Source organism: Aliidiomarina halalkaliphila, from assembly GCF_007096385.1.
In the GTDB taxonomy this organism is placed as follows: domain Bacteria; phylum Pseudomonadota; class Gammaproteobacteria; order Enterobacterales; family Alteromonadaceae; genus Aliidiomarina; species Aliidiomarina halalkaliphila.
In genome coordinates, this window is the sequence record NZ_VJWL01000003.1 from 166561 (window position 1) to 187653 (window position 21093).

26 protein-coding genes are annotated in these 21093 nt (G+C 49.7%); 16 read left to right on the forward strand and 10 right to left on the reverse strand.

Annotated elements, in window-relative coordinates; translation table 11 throughout:
- Positions 1-49: 49 nt before the first annotated feature.
- Positions 50-397: a helix-turn-helix transcriptional regulator gene (locus FM042_RS09435; RefSeq protein ID WP_143236179.1), complete on the forward strand. Its 348-nt coding sequence runs from the start codon at positions 50-52 to the stop codon at positions 395-397.
- Positions 391-1707, forward strand: coding sequence for a type II toxin-antitoxin system HipA family toxin (locus FM042_RS09440; protein ID WP_143236180.1), 1317 nt, complete (start codon positions 391-393; stop codon positions 1705-1707). Before FM042_RS09435 ends, FM042_RS09440 begins: the two co-directional genes overlap by 7 nt.
- On the opposite strand, the gene FM042_RS09445 is transcribed toward FM042_RS09440, so the two are convergent.
- From FM042_RS09445 to FM042_RS09455, 3 genes are all read right to left on the reverse strand, one after another.
- Positions 1697-2236 carry a cytochrome b gene (locus tag FM042_RS09445; protein WP_143236181.1) on the reverse strand — a complete coding sequence of 180 codons (540 nt, stop codon included), beginning with the start codon at positions 2234-2236 and terminating at the stop codon, positions 1697-1699. The genes FM042_RS09440 and FM042_RS09445 overlap by 11 nt on opposite strands.
- Positions 2233-3288 carry a catalase family peroxidase gene (locus tag FM042_RS09450; protein ID WP_143236182.1) on the reverse strand — a complete coding sequence of 352 codons (1056 nt, stop codon included), beginning with the start codon at positions 3286-3288 and terminating at the stop codon, positions 2233-2235. Before FM042_RS09450 ends, FM042_RS09445 begins: the two co-directional genes overlap by 4 nt.
- 144 nt (positions 3289-3432) lie before the next feature.
- Positions 3433-3750, reverse strand: coding sequence for a DUF962 domain-containing protein (locus FM042_RS09455; RefSeq protein WP_143236183.1), 318 nt, complete (start codon positions 3748-3750; stop codon positions 3433-3435).
- Between the two features lie 267 nt (positions 3751-4017).
- On the opposite strand from FM042_RS09455, the gene FM042_RS09460 reads away from it, so the two are divergent.
- A complete protein-coding gene (locus FM042_RS09460) occupies positions 4018-4689 on the forward strand; it encodes a DNA-3-methyladenine glycosylase I (protein WP_143236184.1) in 672 nt (223 codons plus the stop codon).
- Here FM042_RS09460 and FM042_RS09465 read toward each other — a convergent pair.
- Positions 4686-5582: an alpha/beta hydrolase gene (locus FM042_RS09465; RefSeq protein WP_143236185.1), complete on the reverse strand. Its 897-nt coding sequence runs from the start codon at positions 5580-5582 to the stop codon at positions 4686-4688. The genes FM042_RS09460 and FM042_RS09465 overlap by 4 nt on opposite strands.
- A gap of 167 nt (positions 5583-5749) precedes the next feature.
- On the opposite strand from FM042_RS09465, the gene FM042_RS09470 reads away from it, so the two are divergent.
- From FM042_RS09470 to FM042_RS09500, 7 genes are all read left to right on the forward strand, one after another.
- Positions 5750-6856: a sensor domain-containing diguanylate cyclase gene (locus tag FM042_RS09470; protein WP_143236186.1), complete on the forward strand. Its 1107-nt coding sequence runs from the start codon at positions 5750-5752 to the stop codon at positions 6854-6856.
- On the forward strand, positions 6831-7049 hold the full coding sequence (locus tag FM042_RS12000; protein WP_185960759.1) for a GGDEF domain-containing protein: 219 nt from the start codon (positions 6831-6833) through the stop codon (positions 7047-7049). Before FM042_RS09470 ends, FM042_RS12000 begins: the two co-directional genes overlap by 26 nt.
- Before the next feature lie 126 nt (positions 7050-7175).
- A complete protein-coding gene (locus FM042_RS09480; protein WP_143236188.1) occupies positions 7176-9377 on the forward strand; it encodes an EAL domain-containing protein in 2202 nt (733 codons plus the stop codon).
- A gap of 15 nt (positions 9378-9392) precedes the next feature.
- A complete protein-coding gene (locus FM042_RS09485) occupies positions 9393-10394 on the forward strand; it encodes a GGDEF domain-containing protein (protein WP_143236189.1) in 1002 nt (333 codons plus the stop codon).
- 36 nt (positions 10395-10430) lie between these two features.
- Positions 10431-10676, forward strand: a complete 246-nt coding sequence (locus FM042_RS09490; protein WP_143236190.1) for a DUF1653 domain-containing protein — start codon at positions 10431-10433, stop codon at positions 10674-10676.
- Positions 10673-10999: a hypothetical protein gene (locus tag FM042_RS09495; RefSeq protein ID WP_143236191.1), complete on the forward strand. Its 327-nt coding sequence runs from the start codon at positions 10673-10675 to the stop codon at positions 10997-10999. The genes FM042_RS09490 and FM042_RS09495 overlap by 4 nt, the downstream gene beginning before the upstream one ends.
- 136 nt (positions 11000-11135) lie before the next feature.
- Positions 11136-11627 (forward strand): DUF2165 family protein, encoded by a 492-nt coding sequence (locus FM042_RS09500; RefSeq protein WP_143236192.1) that lies wholly within the window; start codon positions 11136-11138, stop codon positions 11625-11627.
- A gap of 111 nt (positions 11628-11738) precedes the next feature.
- On the opposite strand, the gene FM042_RS09505 is transcribed toward FM042_RS09500, so the two are convergent.
- Positions 11739-13127, reverse strand: coding sequence for a M24 family metallopeptidase (locus FM042_RS09505; RefSeq protein WP_143236193.1), 1389 nt, complete (start codon positions 13125-13127; stop codon positions 11739-11741).
- A 257-nt stretch (positions 13128-13384) separates the two neighbouring features.
- On the opposite strand from FM042_RS09505, the gene arfB reads away from it, so the two are divergent.
- Positions 13385-13801, forward strand: coding sequence for an alternative ribosome rescue aminoacyl-tRNA hydrolase ArfB (arfB, locus tag FM042_RS09510; RefSeq protein ID WP_143236194.1), 417 nt, complete (start codon positions 13385-13387; stop codon positions 13799-13801).
- A gap of 58 nt (positions 13802-13859) precedes the next feature.
- On the opposite strand, the gene FM042_RS09515 is transcribed toward arfB, so the two are convergent.
- Positions 13860-15170 (reverse strand): plasmid pRiA4b ORF-3 family protein, encoded by a 1311-nt coding sequence (locus FM042_RS09515; protein ID WP_185960760.1) that lies wholly within the window; start codon positions 15168-15170, stop codon positions 13860-13862.
- 176 nt (positions 15171-15346) lie between these two features.
- Here FM042_RS09515 and FM042_RS09520 point away from each other — a divergent pair, with 176 nt between their 5' ends.
- Both FM042_RS09520 and FM042_RS09525 read left to right on the forward strand, forming a co-directional pair.
- Positions 15347-16351, forward strand: coding sequence for an isopenicillin N synthase family dioxygenase (locus FM042_RS09520; RefSeq protein WP_143236196.1), 1005 nt, complete (start codon positions 15347-15349; stop codon positions 16349-16351).
- 130 nt (positions 16352-16481) lie between these two features.
- Positions 16482-16673, forward strand: coding sequence for a hypothetical protein (locus FM042_RS09525; protein ID WP_143236197.1), 192 nt, complete (start codon positions 16482-16484; stop codon positions 16671-16673).
- 3 nt (positions 16674-16676) lie between these two features.
- Here FM042_RS09525 and FM042_RS09530 read toward each other — a convergent pair whose 3' ends face one another.
- Positions 16677-17117 (reverse strand): nuclear transport factor 2 family protein, encoded by a 441-nt coding sequence (locus FM042_RS09530; protein ID WP_185960761.1) that lies wholly within the window; start codon positions 17115-17117, stop codon positions 16677-16679.
- A 142-nt stretch (positions 17118-17259) separates the two neighbouring features.
- Positions 17260-17580 carry a hypothetical protein gene (locus FM042_RS09535; RefSeq protein ID WP_143236199.1) on the reverse strand — a complete coding sequence of 107 codons (321 nt, stop codon included), beginning with the start codon at positions 17578-17580 and terminating at the stop codon, positions 17260-17262.
- A gap of 360 nt (positions 17581-17940) precedes the next feature.
- Here FM042_RS09535 and FM042_RS09540 point away from each other — a divergent pair, with 360 nt between their 5' ends.
- Positions 17941-18480, forward strand: a complete 540-nt coding sequence (locus FM042_RS09540; protein ID WP_143236200.1) for a DUF924 family protein — start codon at positions 17941-17943, stop codon at positions 18478-18480.
- Between the two features lie 21 nt (positions 18481-18501).
- Complete coding sequence (locus FM042_RS09545) at positions 18502-19443, forward strand: phospholipase A (RefSeq protein ID WP_143236201.1); 942 nt, start codon at positions 18502-18504, stop codon at positions 19441-19443.
- Here the strand turns inward: FM042_RS09545 and FM042_RS09550 are convergent.
- Positions 19440-19916 (reverse strand): DUF4442 domain-containing protein, encoded by a 477-nt coding sequence (locus FM042_RS09550; protein ID WP_143236202.1) that lies wholly within the window; start codon positions 19914-19916, stop codon positions 19440-19442. The genes FM042_RS09545 and FM042_RS09550 overlap by 4 nt on opposite strands.
- A gap of 202 nt (positions 19917-20118) precedes the next feature.
- On the opposite strand from FM042_RS09550, the gene FM042_RS09555 reads away from it, so the two are divergent.
- Complete coding sequence (locus FM042_RS09555; RefSeq protein WP_143236203.1) at positions 20119-20565, forward strand: CopD family protein; 447 nt, start codon at positions 20119-20121, stop codon at positions 20563-20565.
- Between the two features lie 8 nt (positions 20566-20573).
- Here the strand turns inward: FM042_RS09555 and FM042_RS09560 are convergent, their stop codons facing one another.
- Positions 20574-21053 (reverse strand): DUF2231 domain-containing protein, encoded by a 480-nt coding sequence (locus tag FM042_RS09560; protein ID WP_143236204.1) that lies wholly within the window; start codon positions 21051-21053, stop codon positions 20574-20576.
- Positions 21054-21093 lie beyond the last annotated feature (40 nt).

The window sequence follows — 21093 nt, forward strand, 5'->3', positions numbered from 1 at the left end:
GTACATTAAAAACATATAAGGCAATAATGAGCAAATTAAAGGACATTACATGAGTACAAGGTCATCATCAGCTATAGCGGAAGAGCTCGGGCAGCGCTTAAAACAAGCACGGCTGAATCGCGATTACACCCAAGAGCAAGTAGCCGAGCGGGCCGGAGTATCGCGTAAAGCTGTGGTAAATGCCGAGAAAGGCAAGGCACAGCTGGTGGTCTTTGTTGCTATTCTGGATGCTTTGGAATTAACCGAGCATCTGGATCGCTTTTTGCCGCCGCAGCCGCTGTCGCCCATTCAGTTAGCCAAGTTGCAAGGCAAGCAACGCCAACGCGCTTCTGGGCTGCGAGCGCGATCAGGAAGCGCCACAAGCTCAACAGAGAATGAGGACACGCCAGAATGGTAATGGAAGTGGTTGAGGTGAACTATCAGGGGCAAACGGTCGGCGCAGTCAGTTTCGATACCGAGCGTGGTCTTGGTGCTTTCGAGTACGCCGATTCATTTATTGCGTCGGGCATTGAGCTTGCCCCCATTAAAATGCCACTGTCCAAGCAAATCTATAGTTTTCCCAACCTCGACTACGCCACTTTTAAGGGCTTGCCGGGCATGATTGCCGATTCCTTACCGGATGATTTCGGCAATGCCGTGCTCAATGCGTGGGTCGCCTCGCGAGGTAAATCCGTGCATGAGATCACGCCCTTACAGCGCCTGCAATACACCGGTAAACGCGGCATGGGCGCCTTGGAATACGCCCCGGCAACCCGAATGAAGCACCTAAACGCCACACAAAAAGTGGACGTGCAATCATTGGTGGCCCTGGCTCAAGAAATTCTCGATGCCCGCACCGACTTTAGCGCCAAGCTCACGCTCGATGGCCGTGAAGACAAAGAAGCCATGATGGCACTATTTACCGTGGGTATGAGTGCCGGGGGTGCGCGTCCCAAAGCCGTTCTGGCCTTTAACGAAGATTTTAGCCAAGTGCGCTCGGGGCAAACCGACGTGCCAGACGGGTTTACCCATTATTTGATGAAGTTTGATGGGGTAAGCGAGCATAACCCTAACCAAGAAACTTTCGGTGATCCTCTGGGCTTTGGAGCCATGGAATATGTATATTCACTGATGGCCCAAGACTGCGGCATCACCATGATGCCCTGCCATCTATTACCCGAAGGCAATCGACGCCATTTTATTACCCAGCGATTTGATCGTGTGGGCAACGAGAAAGTTCATGTGTCCACATTAAACGGGCTGGCCCACGTGGATTATAAAAAGCCCGGATCGTTCTCGTACGCCGAGTTATTTGGCGTTGCGCGCCAATTGCGCCTCAGTGGCAAAGAAGCGGAGCAATTATTTCGCCGAATGGTATTCAATATTGTGGCGCGCAATCACGACGATCATGCCAAGAACTTCGCCTTTATGTTGCGCGATAAAACCTGGACCCTCGCCCCGGCCTACGATATCGCCTTCAGTTACAAGCCCGGGAGCAAATGGGTGAATAGCCACTGGATGACCCTCAATGGCAAACGGGATGATTTCACGCGCGAGGATTTCTATTCACTCGCACCGGTGAGTCCACTGTTTAGCAAGCGCAGAGTGAACAATATCATCGATGAAGTGATTGCGAGTGTGTCACGTTGGCAGGAGTTGGCCACGGAGCACGAGGTGCCCAGTGGCCTTATAAAAGAAATACAGCAAAGCCTGCGGCTTAGTCTTTAGGTTTGCTGCCCAGCATTTGTTGCAATACCCCATCACGTTTAATCAAACCATGATGTAGCGCTGCACCGATATGGACTAGAATCAGTGCAATAAATGCCCAAGCCACCCAACCATGAAATTCGCGCAGGAATCCGTACAGCGCCAAATTCTGCGGCAGAATCTGAGGCAGCGCGAATAGATCAAATACCACCACGGGACGCCCTGCAGCACTTTGCATCAGGTAGCCCGATAGGGGCATGGCAAACATGGCAAGGTAGAGCAACATATGCGAAAACTTGGCGATTTTCTGTTGTAGTACCGGCACTGAGCTGGGCAACGGCGGCGGTGTAAACCGTAAGCGCACAACGACGCGAGCAATCACCGCAAGCAAGGCGACCACCCCAAAGGATTTGTGCAACTGCAGAAAGGTTAAATGCCAAGGTTCGAGGCTTTGCACCATAGCTAAACCAGCAAACAACATCGACAGGATGAGCAGGGCCATACTCCAATGCATGATACGCGCGGCAAGATGATAGTTATGTGTACTCATTGTGATCCCTCCCCGCGAGCATTCATCAGATTTTCTCGAGCCCGCCGGCGGTAGGATTCTGCATAAGCAGCAGATCGCGCCCGTAGAATTTTATCGTCGGTGGGTGCCATGCCCCGCGGTAGGATTAAGGGATCAAAATTGATAGCGTCACAGTTGCCATCTGCTTCCGGGGTCGCCCGATGAACCATAATAATTCCCGCTAAGCGTTGCTCGCGGTCGTCGCCCCAAAGCACAGTGGGATCCGTTTCATCGTCGCTATCATTGGCAAAGGTGAAGATCATATCGAACACAATCGGACCATGCTCGAGCCGGGCCATGAACTCATTGCGCAACGCATTAGGATCATCAGTGAGCTCAATCACACTGCCCGCAACGGCCCGGGCACTCGGTTTCGCCGACCAACGAATAGCTCGCTTGTTGCGCTCATTATCGACTAAGTAAAACGCATTAATACTGTTGTAGGTTTCGGTAGCAAAACTGCCCGTAGGCGTGTAGCTCGCTTGCCATTCTCGCACCGCTTGAGTTTCCGGATGCGCCGCGAGGAAGGCGCCAATGCGCTCTGGGTTCTGTTGGCCCGTTTCCGGATCCGGCGCAAAGACTTGGGCAAAGGCATAGAAATCTTCTGGTGTTCGCACCGGCATCACCGGTGGCGTATTCATCGCGGTATGCCATGCATCACGGGTACCCGGATTAAAGCTCAATGCCAAACTGCGTACCGACGACGCAAGATCCGGTGCTGTGGGGTTCCCACCACCCGTAGAGATGCGTCCGGTAAAAGGCGTACTGCGTTGGTTAAACACCGCGGCAGTGGTATATGCCCCGACGTGATTACTGGCAATAAATTCACCGGCGATACAAAAGCCTTTGGCATGAGCGCGCCGAAATCCCTGATGGGGATTGCCGCCTTCTTGGAAATTTACGAATTCTTGTGCGGTAACCACGCGCTGACCAAAGCCAGAAGCTACTGCGAGAAAGAGCAGGGCAAGCCCGCCTACAATCACAGCAATTAAACCGTAGCGCACCGCGAGGGGAAATTGATCAGGCCGTTTCATTTTATTATGTCCCTGAAAAGTTACGAGATAACTCGTATAAAACGCCCAACAACGTGAAATTGATCACAGGGTGTTGTGAAAAAACAAATACAAATCAAGCATGGAGCGGATTGGGCGCGTTGTCCATTTATACGCGCGATGCTGTTACCAGGGTAATCTACCCGTCAACACATCCTTAAGCATCACCCAATCGCCCATCAAGCTGTATAAGGGATGCTTAAAGGTGGCGGGTTTGTTTTTCTCGAAAAAGAAATGCCCCACCCAAGCGAAGCCGTAACCCACCACAGGCACCGCCCATAACCACACCCATGCGCCGGTAAACAACACATACAGAACAATCGCAACCACCAACAAAGTGCCCACCACATGCAAACGACGGGACGTACGATTACGATGCTCTTTGAGGTAATACGGGTAAAACTCTTTGAAGCTGTTGAATTCTTTTTGTGCTGCGCTGCTCATGCTGCATTGCTCCACGTTGGGGTTGGTGGTTTTAACCATTATAGAAATTAATAGTAGCCAATTTACTCCGAAGCGCTTGTTTATTCCACCGGAACCCACAAGAACGTTGCGACGTGGTTTAAAAAAAGTAAAGCAGGATAAAACCCTTGTCGGCACATCCTGTGCCACTTATCCTTCCTTAGATTCGACGGATTTAGATTAGCGAGCTTGTGCGACATATTGTGTCGCACTGGAGAGTTTTTATCTTGGCTAAGGTAACCCCATCCCATGAAATTTGAAATATTTTACCAACGGGCACTAGAGCGAAAGGGTGGCTTGCAAAAGGTGAGTGAGCGCTTACCTTACGTGGCCACTGCGGATGAGCTGCGGGCGTTGGGTGATGATCGGTATTTGGCGACGATCACCAAATGCGTGTTTCGGGCGGGATTTGTGTGGCGCATTATTGAGAACAAATGGCCGGGTTTTGAAGAAGCCTTTAGTGGTTTTCTGCCGTTGTATTGGCAGCAGGTGCCGCCGGAGCGTTTAGAGGCTCTGGGGCGCGACGAGCGTATTGTGCGCAATATGCAGAAGATTAATACGGTGCCGCAAAACGCGTTTATGATCGTTGAAGTCGCGGAGCGATACGGCAGTTTTGGCGAGTTCCTGGCGCAATGGCCATCGCATGACCAAGTCGGCTTATTGCTCTGGCTGAAGAAAAACGGGTCGCGCTTGGGCGGGGCCAGTGCCCAATATTTTTTGCGTATGGTGGGCTGGGATGGCTTTATTCTCTCGAGCGATGTTACGGCAGCACTGGTGAATCACAACTTGCTTGATGCCAATCCAACGTCGCAAAAAGGCCTAAAACAAGCGCAAAAAGTGTTTAATCAATGGCACGAAGAAACGGGTTTGCCTTACGCGCACCTTTCAAAAATTCTATCGTTTACCCTCGACGCCCGTTAATGCGGGCCTTCCGGGAAGCACTCCCCATCCAATTGTTGCTCGGTTAGGAACGCTTGAATATCGTTATAGGCGGGCGTCCAGAAGCGCAGAGGCGACGCTAAACTTGCCACCAGCGCCACATGCCGGGCGCGGTCGTACCTATGCACATCCACATGCACATCAAGCTCGCGCAGGCGCTGTGCAAATTTTTCCGTATGCAATGGCTCGGCCACCGTATCTTGACCGCCATGGAGCAGAAGAGTTGGCGGCATCTCGGCGTGAGCGAGCGCAACCGGGTTGGCTTCTTCGCCTTCAACTTGGGAGAACTTGTCTTTTACGCGCTCATGCTCAAGGGGTAAATCGTAGGGGCCAGACATACCTACCAACGCGGAGATGGTGAGATCGTCGATGCCGGCAGTGTGGGAATACTGCGGATCGGCCACCAGCATAGCGGCACTATGGGCACCGGCGGAGTGGCCCATGAGAATTACCTGTCGCCCTGATGGGCAGTTATCGATATTGCGAGCCTGCAGAGTAGCTGGGATCTCTGCGATGGCCACAGCGACATCTTGAATGAAATCAGGGAACTCCACATCCGGGTATAAGCGATAGTTGGGTACCACGGTGATATAGCCAAGTCGGGCAAATGCCTGCCCCACAAATTCAAATTCTTTCTTATCCCCTTGATCCCAAGCGCCGCCATATACGAATACTATAACTTGTTCCTTTATTTTTTCTTGCTGTGGCAGATAGATATCCATGCGCTGACGTTCGTGTTCACCATAAATCACATCGGTGTGGGCATGGTAGCTGCCAGACGGCACCACAGTATTGAGCACGCGTGTAGGTTGGCACGCGACTAGTACAAGCAGTGCGCCAAACATTATTGCGGTAAATATCACTCGCATAAGCATCCAAGGTTAATCCATGTATCTAAGAGTACGTGCGCGGACGATAATATGATCAACGGCATATAATGGAAGAATTCACAGTGATTTTAGGATTAATGAACTACTATCAATCAGTGGCGCATTGTTCCTAAAGTCACCACAAAACTCACGAAGTTCGGAGATCTGCATTGATGTTGGAGCCCTTACAACGCATTGGAATTCCCGCAGAAATCCTCACGACTGTGTTGGATAATGTGGGTGCGTATGTGTACATCAAAGACACCGAAGGGCGGTACATTTATGTGAACCGTCAGGTGCAGGAATTGTTTGGTGCTTCACTGGAAGAAATTGTGGGCCAAACCGATGAAGCGTTTTTTGATCTGGAACGTTCTGCGGAACTTAGAGAAAACGATCGTCATGTGATGGAATCCGGCCAAGTGCACGAAACCGAAGAAGTGAACTATTTAAAGTCGACTGGCGAGCGATTGACATATCTCACCGTGAAGCAGCCGTTATACGACGACAGCCAGAAGCTCATCGGTATGTTTGGTATTTCCACCGACATCACGGAAAGAAAAGCCCTTGAGCGTGAACTCAAGCATCAGAACGAGATGCTAAATATCGTGATGGACAATATCGATTCGAGCATTTTTATGCTCGATGAAGATAACCGTTTGGTCTACAGCAACCGGTGCTTGGCAGAGCAGTTTCAACATACCCAAGCTGAACTCAAGAACATGAAAATATCGGAGCTTGTTGATGAAGCAACATTTAAATCGTTAGCCGAGCATAACCGTAAGGTATTTGAATCTGGGCAAGCTCAGAAGTTTCGTGAAGATGTGATTACCGCCGATGGTGGCCGTCGCATATATTGGTCGGTGAAAGTTCCCCACACCATGGCTAACGATGAACGCATTATTATTGGCCTGTCTACCGATATGACAGAGACTTTCTTGTTACAAGAACGCTTGCGCGAGCAATCCAATCGCGACCCCATGACGGGCTTGTATAACCGCCGTTTCTTTTTTGATTTCGCCGAGAAAAATATGGCGGAATCAGAACGCAGTGGGCGTCCTACGGCGACGTTAATTATTGATGTGGATGATTTCAAAAATATTAATGACGCCCATGGCCACCCTGCGGGCGATCATGTTTTAAAAGTTTTTTCTGCTCAGTTAGAAAAGTTAATTCGCAAGGGTGATATCGCCGCTCGGGTTGGAGGTGAGGAATTTGCTGTGTTGTTGCCAAATACCGGCCATAAGCAAGCAGTCAGTGGATGTAGCCCATCGTATATGTGAACAAACCCGCATTAACCCAATTAAATTGCCCGATGGTGACGTCGCACACATTACGGTCAGTATCGGCGTGGCAGACAGCCCAGATTCAAAAGGGCCCTACGAGAAAATATATGCAAAAGCCGATTCGCGTTTATATGTGGCGAAGCAAAACGGTCGTGATCAACTGTGTGCTGATGACAATGCCACTGAGTAGGGAGTTGCGCTCGAGAATTGCCAAAATGAGGCGTGTCGGTCATAAAATGTACATATTTGTTTGGTAACTTGTTGATTTAGCGCGTTATGAATACGTGAACTACGTATCTGAGGGAGCGGGTAAGGTATGGATATTCGTCGACTATATTGCGCAGGGATTTTAAGTTTTTTAATTCTCACGAACTTTGGTAACGCCCATGCAGACACTGGGCAAGAGCGTGAGAATCCCATCACCAAATTAACCTTTGCTGGCTCTAAATTTTACCCACCCCTGCAATGGTTGACCTCCGATAATCGCCCTCAGGGTTTCATCACCGACTTAGAGCAATATCTAGCTGAACAAGGCGGCTTTGCTATTCAGCAGAACCTGTTACCCTGGAACGAAGCCTTAGACTCGGTTCTCAATGGTAAAGCAGATGCAATTGCATTGATACCTTCGGAAGAGCGTTCCAAGGTATTTGATTTCTCAGCACCTTTTCACTATGTGGCGCACGGGATTTTTTCTCACCGCTCTGGTGTTCAGTATGGAAACCTTGAGCAGCTCAGCGGGAGAACAGTGTCAGTTGCCGCGGGATCCTTTGCCGCTCAGAAATTACATGAAGAATCACCACCCTTTGAGATAATCAATGCACGTGATGAACTGCATTGTTTGCAGTTAGTTCACGATAGAACCGCAGACGCATGTATCGAGGCTGATGTAACATCAAGACGGCTGGCATCTTTATTTGACCTAGACGTTGTTAGGTCAAGCGCTGCTTTCTGGCCGCAAAGCTATGCTTTTGCAGTGAAAAAGGGGAATCAAGATGTCCTCGATTTGATCAATGCACATCTTGCGCTGGCGCAAGTAAACGGGGGCTTTAGCAAGGTATATAATCATTGGGCTGAGCACCTTGAATCGCAAGACCGTACCTTTACGGACAATCTGAAAGCATTAGGTTGGCTAGTTACCCTTATTTCAGTGTTGGCCCTCTTAGGATTTTTATGGAGTTACGCACTGAAAAAGCAAGTTGCTCGAAAGACTGCCCAAATAAAAAATGAATTGAATGAACGCATTTGTTTACAGGAGCGATTGAAGTATCTTTCGCGCCACGATGTCATTACTGGAATTTATAATCGACCCGCATTTACCGATAGTTTAGATCAACAACTCCAGCGTGATCCAAATAGCCATCCCGTTGTAGTGGTTGTGCGTATTACAAATATCGACTCGATTACGTCGGTGTTTGGATACACCGTTGTGAATGCGTTACTCCAAGAATTTTCAGAGCGACTTAAAAAAGATGGCTTTCAACATGCTGCTCATTTTGGGGGTGGGGTATTTGCTGTTGTTGCTCACTCAAAGCTTAGCAATGAGGAAATAGTTGCTTTAGCCCAGCAGCCTCTTGAGTTTAATTCCTTAGACTTTGAGCCCTTGCTCACATTTGGGATCCACCGTAGTCGCCCAGATACGGCGCCTCATGACAACGCCCATGAAATGTTGCGAAAGGCATTAACGGCTGTATCTAAAGCGCAGCAAACTCAAGAAGTATTTATTGAGTACGATGTAACGATTGAGCCCAACGCTGATGATCTGCGCTTGCTCAAGGACTTTCATCGTGACGGCATGAAAGATTTCTTTTTGGTGTACCAACCCAAACTCGATGTCAAAACAGGTTTGATTAAAGGAGCCGAGGCTTTATTAAGATGGCAACACCCAAAATTAGGTCTTGTTTCGCCGGCTAAGTTTATTCCGTTGTTGGAAGAGTCTGGGATGATCACGGAAGTGACGCAGTGGGTTATTCACGAAACCATTTCCATGATACGTCGAAGGGGGGTCTGTGGAAAAGGCATCGTGGTGAGCATTAACGTATCAACACGTGACTTAACGGATTTAGGTTTTGTGCAGTTTGTGGAAAAGGAGATAAAAAACATCGATCCGAAGTGTATACAGTTTGAAATTACTGAAACAGGATTTATTGACGATTCAGATAGAGCCCTTTATGCATTAACAAAAATAACCGAGATGGGCATTGGTTGTTCCGTAGACGATTTCGGAACCGGTAATTCATCATTGTCTTATTTAAGTAAATTTCCGGTGGGCGAAATAAAGCTCGACCGAAGTTTTGTATTTGATATAACAAAGAATGCTCGTCACCTTACCATCGTGAGTTCTACTATTGAACTCGCGCATACACTGGGCTTATCGGTGACTGCAGAAGGCGTGGAAGATAAAGATACCGTCGAACTACTGCGCGAGCTAAAGTGCGAAACAATCCAGGGTTACGTAATTTCGCGTCCCATAGCTGAGGACGAGATTCTGGAGATGTTTTTTGCCAAATCTGAACACTAATGTGGAGTAAGCTAGGTGCCTGCTGATGCCCTAAGTTTTAACGAGAAACAGTTTCGACAGCTTATTGATACGCTGTGGTCGCAAACCCTCAATCCCATGTGGGTGTGCAAAGTTGTGCAAGATGATTTTGAAATGGTGTCTGCCAATGAGGCGGCTTTTCGTGTGGACGCAAATCAGAAACCGGGTGTTCTACTTAGCGATGTGGTCAAAAAGAGTGGTCACGACAATAGCGTGTTGGCAGGCTATTTTACCTGTTTAGAGAAAGGTGAAGTCGTGGAGTTCGAGCAGCGTCCATTCGTTCACGGTAAAGAGATGCTGTTTCGCACGCTGCTAGTGCCGATTAAGAACTCTCGGGGAGCAATCACGCATATTTGGGGAACGGCTTACAACCTATCAGATCTCCTTGACGCTCAGCTCAGTTTAGAGCAAGACAAAGACGCTTTGCAGCGCAAGCTCACCGAGCGTACTCAACAACTTCATGCGGCGCGGCGCACACTGGAAGAATTGGCCACCAAAGACTCGCTCACACAAATAGCCAATCGCCAGTTCTTTGATGAAAACCTTACCCGGGCGGTGTTGCGCGCAAATCGTGGCAAGGAGCCGCTGGCACTGATTTTGATCGAAGCAGATTATTTTAAGCGCTTTAACCAACGATACGGTATGCAAGCGGGCGACGAGAGTTTGCAGAAAATCGCACAGGTTATTTCGCAAATTGATCTGCGCCAAGACGATGTGGTGGCGCGATTCAGTGGTAATACGTTTGCGATATTGATGCCAAACTGTGAAGCAAGCGATGCCGAACGGATCGCAAAAGCGGCGTTGCAGCGCGTACAAGAGTTAAAGATTCCCCACGAAACATCGGAGGTGGAAGGTGCAAAAGTAATGACCGTTACGATCGGTGTCGCGGTGTCTCCGTTTGGACAAATCACATCTGACAGTTTGTTTAAGGAAGGTGGAAACGCATTAGATATTGCGAAAGCGTCGGGGCATAATTGTGTGCGGATGACCGTTTTATAGCGGCACAGGTTCATGAAAGAGATTAGGTGTTTTGATATGTCGTTTAAACCCGAGCTGACCAAGGGCTTTTACCGCCACTACAAAGGCTCGATGTATGAAGTGATCGATCTGGTACAACATTCAGAAACCGAAGAATGGTTGGTGCTTTATCGGCCCTGTTATGGGGCGCGTGGGCTGTGGGTACGTCCGTTTGGTATGTTCATCGAGCAAATAGAACGGGAAGGAAAGCGCCAACCGCGCTTTGAGTACGTGCCCGACTATGTTGAGCCCGATCCGTCGTGAAGAAACTGCAACAACTCGCGCTAGTGTGTGCTGCCATAGGAATTGGCTTTGGTTGGTTGGTGTATCAACAAGTCGATACCTCGGCACCATCATACAATCAAGGTGGCATTGGCATGCTGGTGATTATTATTTCGCTGCCTACGTTGCTTGCGTCGGCGATTTTTAATATTCCCACCACCCTTCTGCTATTAAATCCAAGACGCCGGTTAGAAAGCGGCATGGAAAACCTGTCTGGTTACCTGATTTGGCTAACCAATTGGTTGCTTTTGTTTGTGTATCTCTATTTTATTTTGCTCACTATTCGCGTGGTTTTTCGGATTTAGTGCGCGATGTAATTTATTTTGCTACGCTGAAGTTGCTTCAGGATTGAAGTAAATAAAACCGCAGAGTGGATGCTAAAAAGCGGTATAGCACAGATTGTCGCTCTCTCATTACTAATAAAAATGAAAGGAACGAGAGATGGCTCTTCGATTAGTTAAAACAATACTCGCCTTATTTATCGGCTTAATGTGCGTGTTCTACGCACTGCAAAACGTTGCCAATATTAATGAAGCACACTTCTTTATGGGGTATGTGCTCGGTAATGTAGGCCATGAAGTGTATCCAAATACCTTTGCGTTTGGTGTCACTAGTGGTGCTGTGGCTTGGGTGGCGCTCACGATCGTGATTGCGTTGGAATTGCTGGCAGGATTTTTGGCGCTAATTGGTGCCTGGAAGATGTGGCAAGCACGAGCCAATGACAGCATGAGCTTTCAAGCGGCGAAAAACACATTGTATCTGGGTGCCGGTGTGGCCTTGATTGTCTGGTTTGGGTTATTCACCGTGATCGCGGGTTCGTTTTTCCAAATGTGGCAAACGGAATTGGGCGCAGGATCCTTGATGGGCTCCTTCCAATACCTCGGCTCCATCGCCTTAGTCACCCTCTTTATCGCTATGCCCGACACCGAATAAACAATTACGCCCCAGGGGTAGAATTCCCTAAAAACAACAATTCCACCCCAGGGGTGGAATTGTTGTTTAAGCTCCCAGAGCCAGGTTTAATGTGGCGTATAGCGTGATCTGCTAACGAACGAGGTGCCAGCGGGTTTGGCGGCCGGCGAGATAAATCACGCGCTCGCCGTCGAAGTAGGCGCTTTGCTCCATCATGATTTGCACAAGCTGGTTGTCCCACTCGGGCACGGCCTGCTTAATGTTGCCTTCAATGGCGTAGGCAGTATTTGGATATAAGCGCCAATCGCCCTGTACCGGCGTTTCACCTTGGTTATCCCACATACCAATTGTAGGTCCCGGGGCATGGCCGTAGAAACCGATAGGGTGGGTATAGGTGCTGCTCAGAATACCTTCGGCTTCAGCTTTGGCGTGGGTAGCAAACAGTATTTCGTTGCCAGTGCGACCAGTCACGAATTCTCCGGTGAGAATATCCTGCCAGCGATTGCCTGTACGCAGTGCATCTTTAAAGCCTTGTGGGATGTCGTCTTCATCGGCTTTTAGCACATACGCCATTTCTTGGGTGTCGGTGCAGAGTTTGAGGTAGCAGATGCCTACATCGGTGTGCAGCAGATCGCCGCGCTGGATCACGCCAGACTCGCCACAAAACGGTGTGTCTTCTTCACAAGTAACGCCCGGGCGCTGGAAAGTTACATAGGGCATAAACCAAATCGGTAATTGCAGTTCTTTAAAGCGCTCACGGAAATACCAAGCGACGTCGTCGGTGGTGGTCACCCCAGGAGTAATCACCCGCGAGCTAAAGCCTTCGGCGATTACGCCACGAGCAATGCCAACAATATGTGGATACACCGCGAGTTCGGCGTCGGTACGTTGTTCGGTCCAGCGCACCACTAAGCCTTCTGCGGATACGATGCGTTCTTGATATTCGTCCGGTAATACTTCAATCAGGCGGGTATGTAACGACGAGCTCAATCCATCGGCGGCAGACCATTCCCGCGACACGTTTATACCAATTGTGCGCGGATCTTTGCTGACAATCAGCTCGCCCAAGGCTTGCCACTGTTCGTCTAAACTACCGCCCTGCCAGGCTGCTTCATACGGTGCTCCGAGCGGGTAGCGATTCACCGTAAGGCGCTCCACGGTGCCATCTTCAAGACGATTGAACACCAACATGGTGGTGCGACGCGCGGCAAACGTCGGCTGCGGCACCAGGGTAAAGTAAATCGGATCTTCGGCTTTTTCACGGTTGAGTACCAACCACATATCGATATCCTGCTCTTCCATTAGTTGCGGGAGTAGGTTCTCTAAGCGATCGGTGAGCATCTCATTTTCTGGCGCGATGCGTGCCCGCGGGGGCAGGATGGCAAAGTCAGTGGCATTCTGGATCACGCGGCCCTGGGCAGGTTCGTCGGCTTGTACTGAGGATAATGTCGAGAGCCCAAACGCAACCACCCCGAGGGTGGCAAGCGCGAGCGCGATAAGAAATATATTTCGGATATGCATAAGTGTGCCTTTGTGGGTCTTGTTTTTGGACGTACGATTGGGCGTATTACTGCATACCCAAACATGATGTATTCATCCTAGCGCAACAGCTATGATCTGACTAAGTTTTTTGTATTTTGGGCGTATCGAGGAAATGCGGGCGCCGCAAGGATGTATCAAAGCGCGCTGTCTCTGTGCATGATATGCTGAGAATCTAGAGCGATACATAGTCATTCTGATCAGTATTGAAGGTTATAGAGGCTTGAGAGGGAACGTGCGTGGGCGCAATTCATATTTCACAGCGGGTTGAGATTCCGGAATCGGAATTGGAGTGGCAGTTTATTCGTTCCGGTGGCGCGGGTGGTCAGAACGTGAATAAAGTGGCCACGGCGGCCCAGCTGATTTTTGATATTCGGGCGTCGTCGTTACCTGAATTTTATAAAGAGCGGTTGCTTGCGCGCAGTGATCATCGCATTACCCAAAGCGGTAAGATTATTATTAAATGCCAAGAAACTCGAAGCCAACTGCAAAATCGAGAAATTGCCTTGGAGCAATTTATCGCGCTGGTGCGCTCGGTGAATGTGAGAGCCAAAAAACGCATCCCCACGCGGCCGACCCGTGCTTCAAAAGAGCGCCGTCTCGACGGCAAAAAGCAACACAGCGCCAAAAAAGCCCTTCGTAAAACCAATTTCTAGCCCTGCGGGCAAGGCTCTGCGTTCGCCAACAATAATTTCACCCCTGGGGCGTAATTGTTCAGAGGTGCCAGTGGAAGAGGTTGGCGTGGGGGCCGGGGCGGATGTCCGCGTGAACAGTTTCGTCGATTCCGCGCAACTCAACCAGACCAAACAACTCGCTTATGGCCTGCATGCGCAGAATCCAAGTATCCCGAAGCTCGCTAATTGGCCCCATAAATGGCGACTGACATTCAAAGTAGATATCAGGAATCAACTCACCCAAGTAGTCGGTGAAATAGGTGATCTGTGTCCATTCTTCAGACTGACTCAACTTCCAGAACACCAAAGGAAAGGTAAATTGAATTGCGGGAATGTCGGAATGTCCGCCAAAGCGTGCCCAATTATAAGCCCCCAAGCCGCTGCGGACTAAAGCAAGCAGTAACTCGGCGCGATGTTTCGGCTCAAGTAATTTTCTTCCTCGAGCGGTGAGGGCAAGCTGATCATCATGTATCTCAACGATGTCGGTGCATTCTAAAATACCCAGGGCATGAACCTGATAATCCAGATCGGCAACGCCAATATCATCTGGTGTTGTTTCGCGCTCAAGCAAGGGGGCGCGATCGATGGGGCCGGCGCGAAGAGCTTCAAACACGGGTTCGAGAATATGAAGAATTGGCACCTTGGGTGGAATATCTGGAATTTCAATTTCGAGAAATTCCGGTGAATCATAGGGGCGCGCAAGAAACTGATACACCGTATCTGGAATATCGTAATCTTCCGCCGGGATGTCGTTGTTAATGGCTGACGAAGGCGGCGCGATACCGGCATTTTTATAGATGGCCTGGATAAGATTCTGGAATCCTTCTTCCAATGTCGCTATCTGTGGATCGGTGGCGTCCCAAGTTTTGCAGCCAAGCCATTCATGAAGATCTGCGAGCTCATTAGGGTCTAACTTTTCATCCAGTACATGCAAAATATACTCATATCCACCGACACCGCCTGAATCTTCGGGTGGGCAGCGGCCGGTAGCGCTCAGGAGGGCCGTGTCGCCGGCATCGGCATCACTGTACTCAAGCAGCTGGATCATGTGCACCCAACTGTCGCCCAAATCATATTCATAATGAATGCAGGCGCCTACTTCCGGCAATACTTCTCTTAGAGTGACTTCATGGTCAAATAATGACTCCGACAGCTCTTCGCGCTCCTGTTCGCAATCAATGATTCCTAGCGGCGTATTAAATTGATAGAGGTGCGCATCTTCCCAACCCATGGCTCGTTGGATAAACAGGTGCACAAAATCGAGGGTGAAATCCGCCGGAATACGAATAATGCGCTCGATCGGAACCGGCGCATCTTCCAATGAAATTAGGATGGTGGCGAAGTGAGACAAAGCAATCGGCCTTGGTTTAGCATTTCGTTCTAGGATAGCGCTGGCAGTTAGGAAAGCAAGGGGTGTCGGCTTGGTATGGCGCTAGCACTTTCGGATCTATCACATAGCGAAACGGTTTTTAGGAACTTGCCCCACCCGCCCTATACTGTGCACAGGCAAAAAACCTTGGAGCCTGTATGCAACAAACAACGATTCTACCTGTACTGGATGTCCGCGAGTTACGCGCGGGCGGCGAACGTAAACAAAAGTTTTTGGGCGAGCTTGCTGAGGCGGCGCGCACGGTGGGCTTTTTTTATGTGTCCGGGCATGAATTGTGTCAATTGCAACAAGAAGTCATGCAACTGTCGAAACGCTTTTTTGATCTTCCTATGGAAGAAAAGTTAGCAGTGGAGATGGTGAACTCGCCTCATTTTCGCGGGTACACGCGTTTTCAAGGGGAGCTGACCCAAGGCAAACCTGATCGACGTGAGCAGTTCGATATAATGGACGAGCTGCCACGGGCCCATTTCGATGATAGCGACCCACAATGGTGGCAACTTGTTGGGCCGAATCAGTGGCCGCAGGCGTTGCCTGAGCTGCAGCCGACGTTGTTGTCGTATCAACGTGCTCTTACTGAGTTGACGGTTACTTTACTGAGCGCGTTTGCCGAAGCACTTGAGCAACCGAGCGATATTTTCGCTGAGAACGTAGCCCAGCCGTATACCCATACCAAGTTGATTCGCTACCCTGGTGCCGATGACAATGGCGACCGTCAGGGCGTGGGCGCGCATAAAGACCCCGGCTATCTCACTATTGTGACGCAAGATGAACACAGTGGTTTGGAAGTGTTAAAAGATCAAGATGGCTGGGTATCGGTGCCGCCGCTTGAGGGTGCTGTGGTGGTGAACATCGGCGAATTATTAGAGCTTGCCTCGGATGGCTATTTGCGCGCGACCTATCATCGTGTGGTGACGCCGCCGGCAGGTGTCGACCGATTCTCGTGTGCGTTTTTCGTTGCACCACAATTGGATAGCGAAGTGCCATTGTTAAACTTACCGGCCGACCTAAAAGCACAGGCTTTGGGTCCGAGTGCTGATCCGGAAAACCCGTTATTTTATCAAGTGGGTGAGAATGTGTTGAAGGGTCGATTGCGCTCGCACCCGGATGTGGCCAAAGCGCATTATTTTAAGCGCGCCTCCTAAAGCGCTCCCTAATGCACTTAGGAGCGCACTAAAATTCTCTAAGCTGTCGCTGATTTTTCCTGAGACGGTCCGCATGATTAATTTCTCTGGTCTATACTGTTCGTGATTATCACGTAAATGGAGAATAATCATGCGAGGAAAGATTCTTGGATTCAATGCAGAACGTGATGAGGGTGCCATTGGTGGTGACGACGGTGTTCGTTACTTTTTCCGAATCCGTGATTGGATTTCAGAAGAAAGTCCTATTGCGCAGACCCGAGTTGAGTTCGAAACCCAAGGCACGACCGCGTTAAACGTTCGCGCCGAGGGAGAAACTGCTTAGAACTTAATCTTGTTTTCGCGTGGCATGCCAGTTGATGGCTTGCCAACGCATATCCCGGAATACAAATACACCGGAGTTGAGGAACCGTTCCTCTTCTCCGGTTTCTTTATTTCGGGCCACCAGTACAAAATTTAGAATACCCACGCCTTGAACATAATCAACATAGGTATCGTCGGCGTGGTACCACACAGTTACTTCGTCGGAGGGTGTTGGCTCTCGACCTTCCATCCCCGCCATCAACTCTGCTTTGCCAAAACGAGTGCCGTTTGAGCTGGTATAAATCAATTCATCCGCCCAAAAGTCATCATGAATTGCAGGATCCCCAACACTGGCTCCGTGCAAGAATACATCCAAGGCCATAAAGATTTCGTCTTCACCCGCCTTTACCGGAGAGCTTGCATTAAGCCCCGCAAGCACCACCAAAACCATCATCAATAACCGCATACCCACCTCCCTCAAAACCATCCAAAACAACAATTACGCCCCAGGGGTGAAACCAACCAACATCGCCTTTTTCAACAATTCCGCCCCAGGGGTGAAACTCACGGAGCTCTTCCTCCCTGTTGGTCAATCGCTAACAAAAATATTATTCCGACAGCACCACAAACTCTGTTACATCCAAATGGCGCCCTCGTTCTGCGCTCGCCGAAAAACGTCCGGTAACCTGAACTTCATTGCCGACCAGAGCAGAGAAATCCACCCCATGAAGGCCCACGCGATTCAGCTCACTGTCTTCAATCCAGTAGTGCTCTGGATCCTCGAACATCCGCACGGTGCCTTGTGTGGTAAGGGTTCGACCATCCAATGCGCTAGCCTCGGCTACCACCACATGGAGTGCAAGATGTTGTGGTTCAGGTGAACATCCGGCGAGAAAAATGATTGCTGCGCCGATGAATAAGCTCCGCATAGTGACCTCTTTTTTGACACGTCATTTACTACAATTTAGCGCGCCTAGGGGAGAATTGAAACAAACGCGCGGCTTGAGCCATGGATTACGAAAAACAGCGTTTCACCCCTGGGGCGGAATTGTTGGAGGAGTGGAAAATGGTGAGTTATGCCCCTGGGGCGGAATTGTTGGAGGAGTTGAACAGTGTGGGTGGTGTACATTAGTACGGCGGTGTTTCGATCACTGGCGGTGAGAAAAACTATTTCGTGTAAATGGACAATTAAATTTCCCGTGTGGCCCTTTAACTTCTAAGCTGTAATCCACTAAGATTGAGAAAACAAAAACAGGCGGGGCGTGCACACCATGGGAATTCCAAAAATAATGAGCGAAGATGTCGTTCTCCAATTTTGGTTTGAGGAATTATCGACAGAACAATGGTTTAAAAAAGACGATGCCTTAGATCAACTCATTACCGAGCGTTTTCAATCCCTGCACGCGTCGGCAGCGCAATGCGAACTTTTCCATTGGCGACATTCTCCGGAAGGGCGCTTGGCTGAAATTATTGTGCTCGATCAGTTTTCTCGAAATATTTACCGGGACCAACCAGGGGCCTTTGCGCAAGACGCATTAGCACTGGCGCTCGCACAAGAAGCCGTAGCTAATTGTGATGATAACCCTCTGACAAGCATGCAGCGGGCATTTTTGTATATGCCCTATATGCATAGCGAATCCTTACCCATTCATGAAGTGGCGATGCGTTTGTATGACCAACCCGGGCTTGAAAATAACCTCGATTTCGAAATAAAACACCGAGATATTATTGCCCGTTTTGGGCGTTATCCCCACCGCAATAAGATACTGGGGCGTACCTCTACGCAAGAAGAAATCGAGTTTCTCACCCAACCTGGTTCGTCGTTTTAACACTTAATCAAGGAGCAGAAGGTGCAAGGAAAATCAGGACGATGGCTATGTGCTTTTAGTATTCTTTGCGCCTTCAGCACTGGAGCGCAGGCAGATCAAAGGCAGGTGGTGCCCGACGACGAGTTCGAACCCATTCCGCCGGCGGCTGAGCTTATTAATATGTTTTGGGAGCTAGAGCCTGAACACAAGCGAGGCTTGTATCAAATTCGCACCTACCAAGCGAATTATATACTGCCGTATCATTACTCCACACGCATGAACCATCAGCCCTCAAGCCCAACGCGGGGCCCTACAGAAGTAAATAATACCTACCGTAACGAAGAGGTTAAAATACAACTCTCATTGCGTACCAAATTACTGGAAGATTTCTTGCTTCCTAATGCTGATCTATGGGTGGCGTATAGCCAAACGTCGCTGTGGCAAGCATGGAACCATCAGGACTCCGCCCCCTTCCGCAGCACCGATCACAACCCGGAGATTTTCTATGTGGTTCCAGTATCCCGTCGTTTTGACCCAATCCCAGGCACGTTGCGCCTGCAAATGCTGCGCTTTGGGTTAGCCCACGAGTCCAATGGCCAACGCGAACCGGAATCGCGCAGCTGGAATTATTGGTCGTTGAGTGGCGCCCTCGAGGTGAAGGGGTTATTGGTAGAAAGCACCTATAAATTGCGTATTCACGAAGATGATGACGACAACCCCGATCTTGTGCATTACCGAGGCAATCTGGATACGCGTATTGGCGGGTTACTCGGGGCTACGTCGTTTACGCTCACACGGGTATCGCCGAACTTGTCGATGAATCGAGGATCATGGCAACTGGATTTCACCCATCCGGTGCGCCGCAGTGTACCCGATGGCTTGCGTGTGCATTTGCAGATTTTCTCCGGATACGGCGAAACCCTGATCGATTATAACCATCGCCAAAACCGTATTGGCCTTGGCTTTGTGTTATTGAATCTTTAGGTTGTCGGCTTCCGGCGTACGTACAAGGTTTTGTGAACCTTGGCGACCACGTCACCGCTGGTGTTCTTCACATATACTTTCCATTCAGGCAGCACTTTCTCGCCCCGATCAGCCGCGGCTTTAATTTCCGCAAGCTGGCTTTCGGTAATGGTAAATTCTGCATGCACTGTGCCCCGACCCGGGCTGACAAAATCAATGTGCGCGGATTTATCCCAGACAATGTAATCACGCCCTAAGCGTTGCATGAGCAGCAACATATACATGGGATCAACCATGCTATAGAGGGAGCCGCCAAAGTGCGTGCCCACGTAATTTTTGTTGTACCAGTGCTGGCGCATTTCAACGCGCGCATGCATAAAATCATCACTGATCGACGTAATCCGAATACCCGCGCCACGATACGGCCGGTACCAATTGAGTAAAAAACGTAATCCGCGGGCACTGTTGACCCAACGACGAATATATTTCCGCATAACACCTTACAACTAATCGCTAACTGATTGGACCAGTATGCCGCAAACAAAGGGAAATTAATAATACTAGTTCCCCACACGGCGCGAATTGACCGGTTAAATTGCAACCAACAAAACTTGCAAAAGCTGAGATTTGCGCCAAGCTTTTTCTAATCTGAATAATTATTGCATTGAAATTTATAAACTTTTGGGAGCCTAACACGTGCTGTGGGTGCTATCGCTGCATATTATTTTCCTGACGATCTGGGTTGCCGGTGCTTACTACGTACCTGTTGTTTTGGCGGGCGCGGGGCGTCATGAAAATAAATTTACCGATCCCCCGGCGGGCATCGATTCTATGGCCCGCTTTGTGTATACCCATATCGCGACCCCGGCAGCGCTGATCAGCATCACCGCGGGGAGTGTGGTGTTTTGGCTCAATCAAAGTGCGGAATTCTGGTTAATCGCTAAGCTCACGTTGGTGACTATGATGGCTGCATGCCAAGCCAGTATGGGATTGTTGATTATTCGGGTGGAGCGCAAAGAATACGCCAAAGTTCGTGTGCTCAGCTACAGCCTGATTGTGTTACTAAGCCTGCTCATTGCTGCGATTCTCTGGATCGTATTGGCAAAACCCGCCATACCGGAGAGCTTGCCATGGACATTGTAATCGATGCCCTAAGGGCGAACATCCCGCTGGGTGGCTTCTTTGACGTCGACACCGACCCCATATTCATACACCAGCTGCGCCCCCAGAAATCCGGTGATTTTTATCAGGCCGAGGGTAAGAAAGCTCATGTAAATTCCCCACGGCCAAATATTCACCGCCGCATCTTCCCAACGCAGCATCAAGTTAAAGGCCGCCAAACTCAGCATCATGACCGCCAAAATACCGTGAGCCCATGCCGTAACCAACTTGCGGATCCTGCGCACGGTAAACAAATCAATGGAGCCGGCGATACCGGAAAGCACACCGAAGCCCACACCTACACATGCCAACCAATAACTGGCACGGGCCCAGAAAGCGTCACCGGTTACCACAAAAGCGACATCCGAAGCGACCAGCATCACCAAAGCGGCAATGGGAAAGTGAATCAACGCGGGATGCAAGGGGTGACCCAAAACCGAGGCGCGACTTTCAATTTTAGCGGTGGGCATGCGTTCTCCTTGATAACAGGTGTCGCTCAATTGGTACGCT